The sequence below is a fragment of the Dactylosporangium sp. NPDC000244 genome, from assembly GCF_040300725.1.
Taxonomy (GTDB): domain Bacteria; phylum Actinomycetota; class Actinomycetes; order Mycobacteriales; family Micromonosporaceae; genus Dactylosporangium.
Map to the genome: position 1 here is coordinate 80,131 of NZ_JBEPEH010000036.1, position 15,233 is coordinate 95,363.

Consider the following 15,233-nt stretch of genomic DNA (forward strand, 5'->3'; position numbering starts at 1 on the left):
GCGCTGTCTCCGCTGGTCGCCGACCCGGCGCCCGCATCGCGGGCGGGCACGCCCGAGGAGTCGCCGCCGCGCGCGGGTGGCGCGTCGGGGCTGTCGGTGGGGCGGGGGCTGGAGCCGGATGCGGGCAGCGGGTCAGGAGTCCTTGTCACGCTTCTGCAGCTTCGAGAAGTCGATCTTCGGGAGGCGGAAGCCCGGGGGCATGCCCGCGGCGTTGGGGTCCATGGCGGCCGGGTCGAAGCCCGGCGGGAGCTGCGGCATGCCGCCGGCGCCGAGGCGGGGCTGGCGCATGCCGGAGTTGCCGCCCTTGGTGCCCTTGCGCTTGTTCTTCGGGCTCTTGGTCGCCTTCCGGCGGCCGCCGGGCAAGCCCATCATGCCGCCCATCTGCTTCATCATCTTCTGCGCGTCGGCGAAGCGGGTGAGCAGCTGGTTGACGTCGGTGACCGAGACGCCGGAGCCGTTGGCGATGCGCACGCGGCGGGAGGCGTTGAGGATCTTCGGGTTGGTGCGCTCCTTCGGGGTCATCGAGCGGATGATCGCGGTGACCCGGTCGAAGTGCTTGTCGTCGATCTCGGCCAGCTGGTCCTTCATCTGGTTCATGCCCGGCATCATGGCGAGCACGTTGGCGATGGGGCCCATGCGGCGGACCGCCTGGAGCTGCTCGAGGAAGTCCTCGAGGGTGAAGTCCTGGCCGCCCATGAGCTTGGCGGCCATCCGCTCCTTCTCGTCGTCGGCGAAGGCCTGCTCGGCCTGCTCGATAAGGGTGAGCACGTCGCCCATGCCGAGGATGCGCGAGGCCATCCGGTCGGGGTGGAAGACGTCGAAGTCCTCGAGCTTCTCGCCGGTGGACGCGAACATGATCGGCTGGCCGGTGACGTGGCGCACGGAGAGCGCGGCACCACCGCGGGCGTCGCCGTCGAGCTTGGAGAGCACGACGCCGGTGATGCCGACGCCGTCGCGGAACGCCTCGGCGGTGGTGACCGCGTCCTGGCCGACCATGGCGTCGATGACGAACAGGACCTCGTCGGGGTCGACGGCGTCGCGGATGTCGGCGGCCTGCTGCATCATCTCGGCGTCGATGCCGAGGCGGCCGGCGGTGTCGACGATGACGATGTCGCGCATCTGGCGCTTCGCGTGCTCGATGGAGTCGCGGGCGACCTGGACGGGGTTGCCGGTGCCGTTGCCGGGCTCGGGCGCGTAGACCTCGACGCCCGCGCGGCCGCCGAGGACCTGGAGCTGGTTGACGGCGTTGGGGCGCTGGAGGTCGGCGGCGACCAGCAGCGGCTGGTGGCCCTGGCCCTTGAGCCAGCGGGCGAGCTTGCCGGCGAGCGTGGTCTTTCCGGAACCCTGCAGACCGGCGAGCATGATCACGGTCGGCGGGTTCTTGGCGAACTGCAGCCGGCGGGCCTCGCCACCGAGCGTCGCCACGAGCTCCTCGTGAACGATCTTGATGACCTGCTGGGCCGGGTTGAGCGCCTGCGACACCTCGACGCCCCGCGCGCGCTCCTTGAGCCGGGCGATGAACGCCTTGACCACGGGCAGCGCGACGTCGGCCTCGAGCAGCGCCAGGCGGATCTCCCGCGCGGTCGCGTCGACGTCGGCGTCGGTGAGCCGCCCCTTGCTCCGCAGCTTCGAGAAGATGCCGGATAGGCGGTCACTCAAGGTGTCAAACACGACGGATCCGTCCTCGGTGTAGGAGTCCCTTGAAGGGTACGCGACCGCGGACAGTGCGTCGCGGCCCGCGGCGCAGCGCGGTGGCGGAGCGTAAAGGGACGGAGGGCCACAAAGCGAAAGAGGGCGTCAGCCGAAGCGCGGGAGCAGGAGGCGCGGAGCCAGGGTCCGGGAGCAGGAGGCGCGGGGCGGCAGGGTCCGAGGGCAGAAGGCGCGGGGCGGCAGGGTGCAAGGGCAGGAGGCGCGGAAGGCAGAGTCCGGGAGCAGGAGGCCCGGGGCAGGAGATGCGAAGGCTAGGAAGGCGTGGCGGCCGCGAGGACGGCTGACTCCACGCGCAGGCGCGCGGGCGCGTCCCACTCGCCCTCCAGGTAGAAGGCGTCCACCACCTCGCCGCCGAGGGTGGAGATGCGCGCCGAGCGTACGTCGGCGCCGACATCCTCCAGCGCGCTCGCCACCCGGAACAGCAGCCCCGGCGTGTCCGTGGCGCGCAGTTCCAGCACCGTCGCGTCCGTGGCCGCCGTCGGGGGCTGCCACACCACGCGCGGGGGCGCGGACGCGGTGCTCCGGCGGGCCGAGCGTTCGCGGGCGGCCAGGCGCTCGGCTACCGGCAGGTCGCCGGTCACGGCGCGGCGCAAGTCGGACACGACGGCGTCGCGGTCGATCTCGCCGTAGCGGGGCTGGACGGCGCAGACCATGCGGGCGAGGCCGTCGACCGTCACGGTGTCGGCGGTCACCACGTCGAGGCGGTGCAGCGAGAGGCAGCCGGCGACGGCCGCCAGCAGGCCGCGGCGGTCGGGGGCGGTCACGGAGACGGAGTCGGTGTCGAGCAGGACCGCCGGGAGCCGGGCCGGGACCGCGAGCTGGGCGGCGGGCGAGGGCGGCGGGGCCACGACGCCGGTGTCCAGGGCGCGCTCGACGTGGCGCACGAGCTCGGCGATGAGCCGGCCCTTCCAGTCCGACCAGGCGGCCGGGCCGGTCGCGGCCGCGTCCGCGCGGGCGAGGGCGTGCAGCAGGGAGAGGGTGGAGGCCTCGCCCACGGCGCCGGCGACGGTGGCGATGGTCTGCGGGTCGGACAGGTCGCGGCGCGTGGCGGTGTCGGGGATGAGCAGGTGGAGGCGCACCACCTTCTCGATCTGCGCCACGTCGGCGGGGCTGAGGCCCAGGCGCTCGGCCGCGGCGGCGGCGATCGGGGCCCCGACGATGCTGTGGTCGCCGGGCAGGCCCTTGCCGATGTCGTGCAGGAGGGCGGCGAGGACCAGCAGGTCGGGGCGGTCGACGTCGCGGGTGAGGCGGGCGGCCTCGCGGGCGGTCTCGACCAGGTGGCGGTCGACGGTGAAGAGGTGGACCGGGTTGTGCTGGGGCAGGCTGCGCACCCGCGCCCACTCGGGGAGCCAGTTGACGACGAGGCCGTACCGGTCGCAGGCCTCCCAGACCGAGATCATCGCGGGGCCGCTGCCCAGCAGGGTGAGCAGGGCGTCGCGCGCGGGGGCGGGCCACGGGTTCGGCATGGGGCCGGCGAAGCCGCCGAGCCACTCCAGGGTGGCGTGGGCGATCGGCAGGTCCGCGCGGGCGGCGGCCGCGGCGACGCGCAGGGGCAGGGCCGGGTCCGGGCGCGGGGTGACGGCGGCGCGGGCGAGCACCACCTCGCCGCGCTGCTCGACCACGTCGCGGGCGAGGGGGCGGCGCTCGGTGTGGCCGCGGGTGCTCGGGGCGGCCCAGCGCTCCACGGCGCGCCAGGCGTCGTCGCTGGCGTAGGCGATGGTGCGCGCGGACTCGGCGATGCGGCGCAGGACGTCGTCGCGGTCGCCGTAGCCCAGCATCTCGGCGACCTCGTCGCGGTCCTGGGCGAGGAGGCGGTCGACGCGGCGTCCGCGCACCGTGTGGAGGGCGTCGCGCACGTCGAGGAGGGTCCGATGGGCGCCGCGGACGGCGGGGCGCGGGCCGTCGGCGACCCCGGCGAAGCCGATGCCGCGCAGCACGCCGAAGTCGCGCAGGCCTCCGCGCGACTCCTTGACGTCGCCCTCCAGGAGGAACGCCAGCTCGCCGTGGGCCTTCCAGCGGTCCTGGGTGAGGGTGCGCAGGGACGGCAGCAGGTGACGGGCCTCTCGGCGCCACTGGGCGACGGCGTCGGCGTGCAGCGTGGCGAGCATCTGCGGGTCGCCGGCGATCAGGCGGGCGTCGAGCAGGCCGAGCGCCACCTTGAGGTCCTGGCGGGCCAGGTCGAGGGCCTGGCCGGGGCGGCGGGTGGAGTGGTCGAGGGCGAACTTGGCGTCCCAGATCTGGTACCAGATGAGGCTGCCGAGCTCGTCGGCCGCCGCCTCGTCGCCGGGGCCGCCCGGGTGCAGCAGCACCAGGTCGAGGTCGCTGCGCGGGGCGCATTCGCGACGGCCCAGGCCGCCTACGGCGACGAGCGAGGCATTGGAGGTACAACCGCCGGCTTTTTGAAAGATCTCGACGAGCCACTCGTCGATCGCGTCCGAGCGCTCGGCTCGCGCGTCGGCGCCCGCCCCGGCGGAAAGGACCGGTGCGGGCGCCGACGGTTGTGTCATGTGATGAGGATAGAGATCAGCAGCGGCTTAGAGCGCGTCGAGCCCGCGCTCGCCGGTGCGGACCCGGACCACCTCGTCGACCGAGGTGACCCATACCTTGCCGTCACCGATCTTGCCGGTGCGGGCGGCGGTCACGATGGCGTCCACGACCTTCTCGAAGTCGAGCTCGTCGGTGACGATCTCGACCCGGATCTTGGGGACGAACTCCACCGTGTACTCCGCACCGCGGTAGACCTCGGTGTGGCCCTTCTGACGGCCGTAGCCCTGAACCTCGCTCACGGTGAGGCCCGCCACGCCGAGCGCGTGGAGCGCCTCCTTCACCGCGTCGAGCTGATACGGCTTGATGACCGCGGTCACCAGCTTCATGCCCATTCCCTCCGACATCCCTCGACGCTATCCGGCAACCTTTTCCGACGCCGGGGCTTCCGCCGCCGGCGCGGGGGCCTTGCTCGTGCCAACGCCCGCCATCGCGAACGCACCCGTACCGCCACCGCTGCCGGTGCCCGGAGTCAGGTCGTAGGCGCTCTCCGCGTGCTCCGCGATGTCGATGCCCTCGACCTCGGCCTCGGTGTTGACCCGGAAGCCGACCGTCTTCTGGATGATGAAGGCGAGCGCGAAGGCGATGACGAACGAGTAGATCGTGACGATAGCGCTCGCGCCCGCCTGGGCGCCGAGCTGGCCCACGCCGCCGCCCATGAACAGGCCGTTCTTGGCCCCGAGGCCGCCGCTGATGGCCGAGTTGAGCTTGTCGTTGGCGAAGAAGCCCAGCCACAGGGAGCCGATCCACCCGCCGACGAAGTGCACGCCGACCACGTCGAGCGAGTCGTCGAAGCCGAAGCGGTACTTGAGGCTGACCGCCAGGGCGCAGACGAGGCCCGCGACGAGGCCGAGGAGCACGGCCGCCCACGAGTCGATGAAGCCACAGGCGGGGGTGATCGCGACGAGGCCCGCGACCGCGCCGGACGAGGCGCCGACGAGGGTGGGCTTGCGGTCGCGAATCCACTCGACGATGACCCAGCCGAGGACGGCGGCGGCGGTGGCGACCTGGGTGTTGACGAAGGCGAGGCCGGTGACGCCGTCGACGGTCAGCTCGGAGCCGGCGTTGAAGCCGAACCAGCCGAACCACAGCAGACCGGCGCCGAGGGCGACGAAGGGCACGTTGTGCGGCTTCATGCTCTCCCGCGGCCAGCCGACGCGCTTGCCGAGGACCAGGGCGACACCGAGCGCGGCCGCGCCGGCGTTGATGTGCACGGCGGTACCACCGGCGAAGTCGAGCGGGTGCAGGTGCTGGGCGATCCAGCCGCCGCCCCACACGTTGTGGGCGACGGGGAAGTAGACCAGGGTGGCCCAGCCGAACGCGAACAGCAGCCAGCCGCCGAACTTGGCGCGGTCGGAGATCGCGCCGCTGATGAGCGCGACGGTGATCACGGCGAACGTCATCTGGAAGACCATGAAGACGTACGTCGGGATGCCGATCCCGCTCGCGTTGTCGGCGGTCGCGCCCCACATCTGGTCGATATAGGTCTTGCTGCCGAAGTACTGCCCGAGGTCACCGAACAGCCCACCGGCCGTGTCGGAGCCGAACGAGGCGCTGAAGCCGTAGAACAGCCAGAGGACGCTGACGAGCCCGATCGTCGAGAAGCTCATCATCATCATGTTGAGGACGCCCTTGGAGCGGTTCAGGCCACCGTAGAACAGTGCCAGACCCGGCGTCATGAGCAGCACGAGAGCGGTCGACACGAGCAGCCATGCGGTATGGCCGGTATCGATGGTCGCTTCAGGCACGCTGGCCTCCTAGTAGTCGAGATCCTCCCTCCCGACCTTCGAGGCAGCATTGCCCTTCAGCCGGTTGCGCGAGAGCTTCGCGGGCTCAGGTTTCGCGCACCGGCGCTGCGCGGTTTCTACCGCGTCACGTCATGTTTCCAGCGTGTGAAGAAGGGCTCACACTCTGAAAACGTCCTATCGAAGCGCGTACTCCAGCGTGTGCCGCTCATAGTCGATGAGCCGCAGGTCACGCACGGGACGCCGGAGATGCCCCTTGTGCACGATGCGCACGAAAGCCGGGTCGCCCGCGGCCGCCATCCGTCGAATGCCCTCGATGTGATCGACGATGCGTTTCCGGATGACGCGCACGAGGCGGTGCCGGTCGCGCGGGGTCAGGCCGTAGGCGTCGGCGAACATGCGCAGCCGGCGCGGGCGGTTCGGGCGCTTCCAGCCCAGGGTGTAGGAGTCGCGGTCGGAGAACAGCGGCACCCAGGTCCAGGCGGCATACGCGACGTCGTAGATCCGCGCGCCGGGCGAGGCGAGGTCGAAGTCGATCAGCGACAGGGTCCCGTCCGGGCGCCAGATGACGTTGTGCGGGGCCGCGTCGTGGTGGCAGATGACCTCGGTGTCCGGCGGCGGGGGGCCGAACGAGCGCCAGACGGCGGTCGGGGGCGGCCGGAAGCCCGCCTGGGCGTCGTGGAACATCCGCAGCATGGTCGCGACGGTGACCATCGCCTCGTCGGTCACCCAGTGCGGGGCCAGCGGGTATTCGCCGCACTCCCCCTCGAGGTACTGCAGCACCTCGCGCCCGCGCTCGTCGATGCCGAAGGCGCGCGGGGCGCCGGTGAAGCCGACGTATTCCAGGTGGCGCAGCAGCGCGTGCACCGCGGGCGTCCACGGCCCCGCGTTGCGGCGCACGGTGTCGCCCGAGCGCACCACGACGGAGGTGTTCCCGCCGTGGAGCGGGATCTCCTGCTGCGTCACGTCTTCGTCCTTCGCTGACCTGACCGGGGAACCGAGCTGTCCTGCCTTGCACCGGCCGCCTGAAGTGCGCGGCCGGGCCTTACCGTCCCAAGGTACCGTCCGAGGTTACGCGTCCGCGCCAACGAGGGCGTCCACGAACTGTCGGGCATCGAACGGAGCCAGGTCGTCGGGGCCCTCGCCCAGGCCGACCAGCTTCACCGGAATACCCAGTTTGCGCTGAACCGCGATGACGATGCCACCCTTCGCGGTCCCGTCGAGCTTGGTCAGCACGACGCCGGTCACATCGACCACCTCGGTGAACACCCGCGCCTGCTCCAGGCCGTTCTGCCCGGTCGTGGCGTCGAGGATGAGCAGCGTCTCGTCCACGGGCCCGTGCTTCTCCACGACCCGCTTGACCTTGCCGAGCTCGTCCATCAGGCCGACCTTGTTCTGCAGCCGGCCGGCCGTGTCGATGAGCACCGTGTCCACACCCGCGTCAATACCCCGTTTGACCGCGTCGAACGCGACCGAGGCGGGATCCGCCCCTTCGGGGCCCCGCACGACGTCGGCGCCGACCCGCCCGGCCCAGGTGGCCAGCTGCTCGGCCGCGGCCGCGCGGAAGGTGTCGGCGGCGCCGAGGACCACGCTGTGGCCGTCGGCGACGAGCACCCGGGCGATCTTGCCGCAGGTGGTGGTCTTGCCGGCGCCGTTGACGCCCACGACGAGCAGCACCGCGGGGCGGCCGTCGCGCGGGGTGGCGGCCAGGGAGCGGTCCAGGTCCGGCTGCAGGGCCGCGACGAGCTCGTCGGTGAGCATCGTGCGCAGGTCGGCCGCGGTGGCGGTGCCGTGGACGCGGGCCCGCTCGCGCAGCTTGGCGACGATGTCCGTGGTCGCCTGGACGCCGACGTCGGCGCCGATCAGCGTCTCCTCGATCTCGTCCCAGGTGTCGTCGTCGAGCTTGTCGCGCGACAGCAGGGCGAGCAGGCCCTTGCCGAGGACGTTCTGCGAGCGGCTCAGGCGCGCGCGGAGGCGAACGAGGCGGCCGGCGGTGGGCTCGGGCCGCTCGATCTCGACGACCGGCGGGGCTTCGACGACCGGAGGAGCCTCTTCGGCCGGCGGGGCCTCGATGACCGGAGGAGCCTCGATGACCGGAGGAGCCTCGGCGACCGGAGGCTCCTTGACCACCACCGGGGCGGAAGGCTCCTTGGGCGGGGCCGACGGCGGCAGCGTCGGGGGCTTGCGGAAACGGGGCGCGATCAGCGCCAGTGTGGCCCCGACAATGACGACGAGCAGCACCAGGCCGAAGACGATGTACGACTCCATGGCACGAATCCTCCCAGACGCGGCCCGCGGTGGCCTGCGGTGGCGCCGAGACGGGCCGGGCAGGATCATTCGGGATGCAGTCCGGATCACCCCGCAACGCCCCGGAGGTCGCAACAGCATGTCCGAAACCGAGCTCGACAACGACCGCGGTCCGCTCGTACTCGGCCCCGTGCTGCGACGCGTCGAGGGCGACCGGGCGACGGTCTGGGTGGAGACGGCGCGTGCGGCGACCGTCGAGATCGACGCCGGACCCGCGGGCGGGGCGGCCCGGACGTTCAGCGTGCACGGGCACCACTACGCCCTGGTCGTGGTCGCCGGGCTGCCGGAGGGCGCGGTCACGCCGTACCGCGTCAAGATCGACGGCGCCGAGGTGTGGCCGCTGCCGGACGACCCGTGCCCACCCCCGGTGATCCGCACCCGCCGCGCGGGGGCGCCCGTGCGGCTGGTGTTCGGTTCGTGCCGCGAGGCGAGTCCGCTCAGCGTGACCCGCTACCCCCCGGACGCTCTCGACGCCTACGCGGGACGACTGATCGAGTCCATCCGCTCGGACGCACCCACCGAGTGGCCCGATCTCATGGTCCTGCTCGGTGACCAAGTTTACGCCGACGAGACCCCCGAGAAGATCCAGCGCTGGCTCAAGCGGCGCCGCAAGGAGCGCCGCGCGGACGCGCCCACGACGCAGGTGGTGGACTTCCACGAGTACACGAAGCTGTACCTCGACTCGTGGGGCGACCCCGAGATCCGCTGGCTGCTGTCGACCGTCCCGAGCGTGATGATCTTCGACGACCACGAGATCATCGACGACTGGAACACGTCGCAGCGGTGGCGCGAGCAGATGTCGGACCTGAGCTGGTGGCCGCAGCGCATCCAGGCGGGGCTGGCGTCGTACTGGGTGTATCAGCACATGGGCAACCTGGCCCCGAGCGCTCTGGCCGAGTGCTCCGTCTACGCGGCCGTGAGCTCGGCCGGGGACGCGACCGAGATCCTCGACGACTTCGGCGCGCGGGCGGATCGCGACCGCGCGGTGGCGTACCGATGGAGCTATGCCCTCGACATCGACCGCACGCGCCTCGTCGTGGTCGACAACCGGGCCGCGCGGGAGCTCGAGCAGGGCCGGCGCGCGATGCTGCCGGACAGCGAGTGGGCCTGGCTCGCCAAGCAGCTCCCGGGCGACTACGACCACCTGCTCATCGGCTCCTCGCTGCCGTGGCTGCTGCCGCCGGCCATCCACCACCTGGAGGCCGCGACCGAGCGCCTGGCCGAGTCCCCGCGGGGCTGGGTGGGCCGGTTCGGCGAGAAGCTGCGCCAGGCCGTGGACCTGGAGCACTGGGCCGCGTTCGGGCGCTCCTTCGACGCGCTGAGCGCCCTGCTGACCCAGATCGGCGCCGGGCACGGCGGCGTGTCACCCGCGCCCGCCACGATCAGCGTCCTGTCGGGTGACGTTCACCACTCCTACGCCGCGCGGGCCGACCTCGGGCCGGAGGTCGAGAGCGCGGTCCACCAGCTCACCTGCTCGCCGGTGCACAACGACATGCCGAAGCTCGTCCGGCCGGCGATGAAGTTCGGCTGGAACCCGCCGGCGGCCCGGATGATGCGCTCCCTGGCGCGCACGGTGGGACTGCGCAAGCCGGTCGTGCGGTGGAAGAAGACCGCGGGCCCGTACTTCGGCAACGCCGTCGGCCTGCTGCTGATCGAGGGCCGGTCGGCGCACGTGTCGATCGAGGGCACCCGGCCGGACAAGACCCTGGGCGAGGTGGCGTCGCTCAAGCTGAGCTGACGTGCGGGTGCGTCACCGCCGGCTCGTTGAGGTCGGTCCACGTCCACAGCGTCGCCACCCGGGCCCGGCCGGTGAGATACGCCACAGCCGGCTCCCGGATCGGGGCGAACCACATGCGGCTCAGGCGGTCCACGGCCTCGGGCAGGGGCACCCACGCGCCCGAGCCGTCGTGCGGCCCGACGCCGGTCACCTCGAAGCCCAGCATCTCGTACTCCACCCCGCCCGCGGGGTAGCGCGCGACCCATAGCAGCCGCTCAGCGAGCACGGATGCGTAGCCCGCCTCCTGACCGACCCGGGCCAGCAGCGGCTCCCCCGCCTCCACGGCGCCGCCCGGGAGCGCCCAGTCCGGCGGGTCGCTGATCAGCAGGACGTCCTTGCCACGGCGCAGCACGGCGCCGACCGCGAGTTGGTGACCGGTCACGCTTCACCCTAGGCCCCGCGCGGTGCGGCATACGATCACACGCATGAGCTTTTATGACGTCGAAATCGCCGATCTGCAGGGCAAGCCCCTCGATCTCGGCCAGTTCCGCGGGCGGCCGGTCCTCGTGGTCAACGTCGCGTCCCGGTGCGGGCTGACGCCCCAGTACGCCGACCTCGAGGCGCTGCACAAGGAGTACGAGGGCCGCGGCTTCTCGGTGCTGGGCGTGCCCTGCAACCAGTTCGCCGGGCAGGAGCCGGGCACCTCCGAGGAGATCGCCGAGTTCTGCAGCACCACCTACGGTGTGACGTTCCCCATGACCGAGAAGATCGAGGTCAACGGCGAGGGGCGGCACCCGCTCTACGACCTGCTGACCCCGGTGCCGGACGCCGAGGGGCACACCGGCGACATCCGGTGGAACTTCGAGAAGTTCCTGGTCGCGTCCGACGGCACCGTCGCCGGCCGCTTCGGCCCGCGCACGGAGCCGAAGTCGGCCGAGGTCGTCCAGGCCGTCGAGGCCGGCCTCTGACGGGCTACAGGCCCAGCGCCCGGCGCGGATAGGTGAGATCGTCGCCGGGCGTGTAGCGGTACGCCGAGAGGCCCGCCGCCCGTGCGCCGCGGATCATGCGGTCGGTGTCGTCGACCAGCAGGCAGCGCGGCGGCGGGGTGCCGATGAGGGCACAGGCGGCCTGGAAGTACTCCTTGGCGGGCTTGTGCACCCCGAGCTCGGCCGAGAGCGCGACCGCGTCGAACTCGTCGGTGAGGCCGAACGAGGCGAGCACGTCGGGGAACTCGATCGTCGAGTTGGTCGCAAGGCACACGGGCAGGCCGGCGGCGCGCACGTCGCGGACGAAGGCCAGGACGTCCGCCGCGACGTCGCCCGGGTAGACCTGCCACTCCGCCATCAGCTCGGTGGCGCGCTCCGGGCCGCCGACCCGCGGTGCGAGGTCCGCGGCCACGGTCGCGAGCCACTCGGCGCGCGTCATGCGGCCCGTGATGGCCGGCAGCAGGCGATCCCACTCGAGGGCGGTGTCGAGGACCGTCCCGGGCTCCAGACCGTACCGTTGCTCGATCTTGGCGTTTGTCGAGGGGTCGAACGTGCGCAGGACCCCGTCGAAGTCGATGAGCAGGGCCGTGGGCCGTTGGATCACGCTGCCTCTTCCGTCCGCAGGCGCTGGGAGATGACCTCCGTGACGCCGGATCGCATGGTGACGCCGTAGAGGGCGTCGGCGACCTCCATCGTGCGCTTCTGGTGGGTGATGATGATCAGCTGGCTGCGCTCGCGCAACTGCTCGAAGAGGGTGATGAGGCGGCCCAGGTTGACGTCGTCCAGGGCGGCCTCGACCTCGTCCATGATGTAGAACGGGCTGGGGCGGGCGCGGAAGATCGCGCACAGCAGGGCGACGGCGGTCAGCGAGCGCTCGCCGCCGGACAGCAGCGAGAGGCGCTTGATCTTCTTGCCGGGCGGCCGCGCCTCGACCTCGATGCCGGTCGTGAGCATGTCCTCCGGGTCGGTGAGCACGAGGCGGCCCTCGCCGCCCGGGAACAGCACCGAGAAGACCTGCTCGAACTCGCGCGCGGTGTCGTGGTAGGCGCTGGTGAACACCTCGAGGATGCGGTCGTCGACGTCCTTGACCACGGTGAGCAGGTCGCGGCGCGTGGCCTTGAGGTCCTCGAGCTGGTCGGAGAGGAACTTGTAGCGCTCCTCCATCGCCGCGAACTCCTCCAGCGCCAGCGGGTTGACCTTGCCGAGCAGGTTCAGCTCGCGCTCGGCCTTGGCGGCGCGCTTCTCCTGGGTGGCGCGGTCGAAGGGGACCGGCTCGGGCACGGGCCGCTTGTCGGCCTCGGCCGCGGCGACCTCGGGCGCGGTCGGCGGGACGGGCAGGTGGGGGCCGTACTCGGCGACGAGGGTGTCGGCGTCGAGGCCGAACTCCTCGGCCGAGCGGCTCTCGAGCTGCTCGATGCGCATGCGCTGCTCGGCCCGGGCCACCTCGTCGCGGTGCACGGCGTTGGTGAGCCGGTCGAGCTCGGCGTTGAGGTGCTTGGCGCGCCCGCGCACGTCGGTGAGGGCGGACTCGCGCTCGGCGCGCGTGGCGGCGAGGGTGTCGCGGGTCTCCTGCGCCTCGGCGATCGAGTCGACGAGCCGCTCCAGGGCGAACGCGGCACCGTCGGCCACGGCCTCGGCGATGCGGGCGCCCCGGGCGCGGGTGGCCTTGCGGGCGGCGGCGCGCTCCCGGGCGGCCCGCTCGGCGGCGGCCTGGCGCAGCAGCGCGTCCGCGCGGCCGGCGAGAGCGCCGACGCGCTCCTCGGCGGTGCGCACCGCGAGGCGGACCTCCATCTCCTGCTGCCGCGCGACCGGCACCTCGCCGGCGAGGTCGTCGCGCTCCTGCGTGGAGGGGTCGTCGTCGATCGGGGTCTCCTCGGCCAGCGCCAGGCGCTCCTCGAGGTCGGCGAGGCTGGCGCGGCCGGACTCCCGGGCCGCCTCCGCCTTGGCCTTCGCCGCGGCGTGGCGCTCGACCTCGGCCCGGGCCGACTTCGCGGCCGCGCCCAGCTCGGCGAGGCGGCGCGCGGCCGCGTTGCGGACGGTGTCGGCCTCCTTCTTGGCCGCGGCGGTCTCGGCGACGACCTGCTTGGCCGCGGCGGCCGCGCCGCGGGCCAGGCCCAGCAGCTCCCGCGCCTCGGCGACGCGGCGCTCGGCGTCGACCTTCTGCTGGCGGGCCTCCTCGACGGCCGCCTGGACCTCGATGAAGCTGTGCTGCTTGCCGGAGCCGCCGGCCGCGGCGTAGGCGCCGATGACGTCGCCCTCGGGCGTGACGGCGCGCAGCGCGGGCGCGTAGGACACGATGCGGCGCGCGGTCGCGAGGTCGGGGGCGAACACCACGTCGCCGAGGGCGCGCTCCAGGGCCGGGCGCAGCTCCTCGGGGGCGCGCACCAGGTCCATCGCCCACGCCGCGCCCGGGGGCAGCGGCACCCGCTCGACCGGCGGGGCGTCGAGCATGGGCGCGGAGGCGATGAGCAGCGCGGCGCGGCCGGCGTCGTCCTGCTTGAGCATCTCGACCGCGGCGACCGCGCCCTCGACGCCGGAGACGGCGACGGCATCGGCCAGGACGCCCAGCGCGGCGGCGAGGGCCGCCTCGTGGCCCGCCTCGACCGACAGCAGGGCGGCGACGCTGCCGAGCAGGCCGGGCACGCGGTCGGAGCGGGCCAGCAGGGTGCCGGCGCCGTCCTTGCGGCGCAGGCCCATGGCGAGCGCCTCCTCGCGGGCCTTCCACTGCGCGGCGTCCTTCTCCGCGGCGCGCTCGGCGTCGTTGTGCTGGCGCACCTCGTTGTTGATCGAGTCGAGCTCGCGGGTCGCCTCCTGGTGGCGCATCTCCAGGTCGGCGCCCGCGTTGTCGGCGACCGACGCGCCCGCGCTCGCCTCGTCGTAGAGGCCCTGGGCCGCCTCCGAGCGCGCCTCGGCCTCGGCGAGCTGGACGGCGAGCCGCTCGATCTCGTCGCCGGCGGCGTTCGCGCGGGAGCGGGCGGACTCGACCTGGCCGGTGAGCTTGGCCAGGCCCTCGCGGCGGTCGGCGATGGCCTTGTGGGCCGCGACGATGGCCTTCTCGGCGAAGGCGAGGCGGCGCTCGAGGTCCTGGCGGCGCTCCACGGCCTCGGCGAGGCGCTCCTGGCTCGCCTCCAGCGCGGCGCGCAGCTCCTCCTCCTGCTCGCGGACCTTGTCGGCCTCGGCGGTGAGCTGGTCGGGGTCGCGCCCGGGGCGCTCGTCGACGGGGGCGGCGGCGAGGTTGCGGTGGCGCTCGGCGGCGAGCTGGTGCAGGGAGCGGTACCGCTCCTGCAGCGTCGACAGCTGATACCACGTGTCCTGGGCCGCGGCCAGGGCCGGGGCGTCGGCGGCGTGCTCGGCCTCGAGGGTGCTCAGGCGCTCGCTGATCGCCTCGACCTCGGCCTCGACCTCCTCGCGCCGCGCGCGCAGGGCCGTCTCGTCGGCGATCTCGCGGTCGAGGGTCTCGCGCAGCGTGTGCAGGTCGTCGGCGAGCAGCCGCAGCCGGGCGTCGCGCAGGTCGGCCTGGATGCCCGCGGCGCGCCGGGCGACCTCGGCCTGGCGCCCGAGCGGCTTGAGCTGGCGGCGCAGCTCGGTGGTGAGGTCACCGAGGCGGTTGAGGTTGGCCGCCATCGCCTCGAGCTTGCGGATGGCCTTCTCTTTGCGCTTGCGGTGCTTGAGGACGCCGGCCGCCTCCTCGATGAAGGCGCGGCGGTCCTCGGGCCGGGCGTGCAGGACGCCGTCGAGGCGGTTCTGGCCGACGATCACGTGCATCTCGCGGCCGATGCCGGAGTCGGAGAGCAGCTCCTGGATGTCGAGCAGGCGGCAGGAGTTGCCGTTGATCTCGTACTCGCTCTCACCCGAGCGGAACATGCGGCGGGTGATCGACACCTCGGTGTAGTCGATCGGCAGCGCACCGTCGTTGTTGTCGATCGTGAGGGTGACCTCGGCGCGTCCCAGGGGGGCACGGCTCGCGGTCCCGGCGAAGATGACGTCTTCCATCTTGCCGCCGCGCAGCGCCTTCGCGCCCTGCTCGCCGAGCACCCAGGCGATGGCGTCGACCACGTTGGACTTGCCGGAGCCGTTCGGCCCGACGACACAGGTGATGCCCGGCTCGAGCTTCAGCGTGGTGGTCGACGCGAAGGACTTGAAGCCCTTGGCCGTCAGGGTCTTGAGGTGCACGGATCTCCACGGTGGTCGAGGTGTGTTACCGGGCAGGCTACCGCCGGGACA

General features: G+C 72.8%; 11 protein-coding genes. 2 read left to right on the plus strand and 9 right to left on the minus strand.

All coding sequences use genetic code 11. The features are described 5' to 3' along the window. Positions 1-132: 132 nt before the first annotated feature. From ffh to ftsY, 6 genes are all read right to left on the minus strand, one after another. Positions 133-1,671 (minus strand): signal recognition particle protein, encoded by a 1,539-nt coding sequence (gene ffh / locus ABT369_RS41510; protein WP_350621062.1) that lies wholly within the window; start codon positions 1,669-1,671, stop codon positions 133-135. 290 nt (positions 1,672-1,961) lie between these two features. Then, positions 1,962-4,217 (minus strand): [protein-PII] uridylyltransferase, encoded by a 2,256-nt coding sequence (locus tag ABT369_RS41515; protein WP_350621064.1) that lies wholly within the window; start codon positions 4,215-4,217, stop codon positions 1,962-1,964. A 27-nt stretch (positions 4,218-4,244) separates the two neighbouring features. Next, the gene (locus ABT369_RS41520) at positions 4,245-4,583 is read right to left on the minus strand and encodes a P-II family nitrogen regulator (RefSeq protein ID WP_190249674.1); all 339 of its coding nucleotides are present in this window, start codon (positions 4,581-4,583) and stop codon (positions 4,245-4,247) included. Between the two features lie 27 nt (positions 4,584-4,610). Further along, the gene (locus ABT369_RS41525; protein WP_350621066.1) at positions 4,611-6,002 is read right to left on the minus strand and encodes an ammonium transporter; all 1,392 of its coding nucleotides are present in this window, start codon (positions 6,000-6,002) and stop codon (positions 4,611-4,613) included. A gap of 174 nt (positions 6,003-6,176) precedes the next feature. After that, positions 6,177-6,965 (minus strand): phosphotransferase, encoded by a 789-nt coding sequence (locus ABT369_RS41530; RefSeq protein WP_350621068.1) that lies wholly within the window; start codon positions 6,963-6,965, stop codon positions 6,177-6,179. Between the two features lie 105 nt (positions 6,966-7,070). Continuing rightward, positions 7,071-8,267, minus strand: coding sequence for a signal recognition particle-docking protein FtsY (gene ftsY, locus ABT369_RS41535; protein ID WP_350621070.1), 1,197 nt, complete (start codon positions 8,265-8,267; stop codon positions 7,071-7,073). 118 nt (positions 8,268-8,385) lie between these two features. Between ftsY and ABT369_RS41540 the strand changes: the two genes are divergently transcribed. Beyond that, on the plus strand, positions 8,386-10,044 hold the full coding sequence (locus ABT369_RS41540; RefSeq protein WP_350621072.1) for an alkaline phosphatase D family protein: 1,659 nt from the start codon (positions 8,386-8,388) through the stop codon (positions 10,042-10,044). On the opposite strand, the gene ABT369_RS41545 is transcribed toward ABT369_RS41540, so the two are convergent. After that, positions 10,031-10,465, minus strand: a complete 435-nt coding sequence (locus tag ABT369_RS41545; protein WP_350621074.1) for an NUDIX hydrolase — start codon at positions 10,463-10,465, stop codon at positions 10,031-10,033. The two genes, ABT369_RS41540 and ABT369_RS41545, sit on opposite strands and share 14 nt — an antisense overlap. A gap of 43 nt (positions 10,466-10,508) precedes the next feature. On the opposite strand from ABT369_RS41545, the gene ABT369_RS41550 reads away from it, so the two are divergent. Continuing rightward, positions 10,509-10,991 carry a glutathione peroxidase gene (locus ABT369_RS41550; RefSeq protein WP_350621076.1) on the plus strand — a complete coding sequence of 161 codons (483 nt, stop codon included), beginning with the start codon at positions 10,509-10,511 and terminating at the stop codon, positions 10,989-10,991. A 4-nt stretch (positions 10,992-10,995) separates the two neighbouring features. Here ABT369_RS41550 and ABT369_RS41555 read toward each other — a convergent pair whose 3' ends face one another. Both ABT369_RS41555 and smc read right to left on the minus strand, forming a co-directional pair. Continuing rightward, positions 10,996-11,613: an HAD family hydrolase gene (locus tag ABT369_RS41555; RefSeq protein WP_350621078.1), complete on the minus strand. Its 618-nt coding sequence runs from the start codon at positions 11,611-11,613 to the stop codon at positions 10,996-10,998. Next, on the minus strand, positions 11,610-15,182 hold the full coding sequence (smc, locus tag ABT369_RS41560; RefSeq protein WP_350621080.1) for a chromosome segregation protein SMC: 3,573 nt from the start codon (positions 15,180-15,182) through the stop codon (positions 11,610-11,612). Before smc ends, ABT369_RS41555 begins: the two co-directional genes overlap by 4 nt. Positions 15,183-15,233 lie beyond the last annotated feature (51 nt).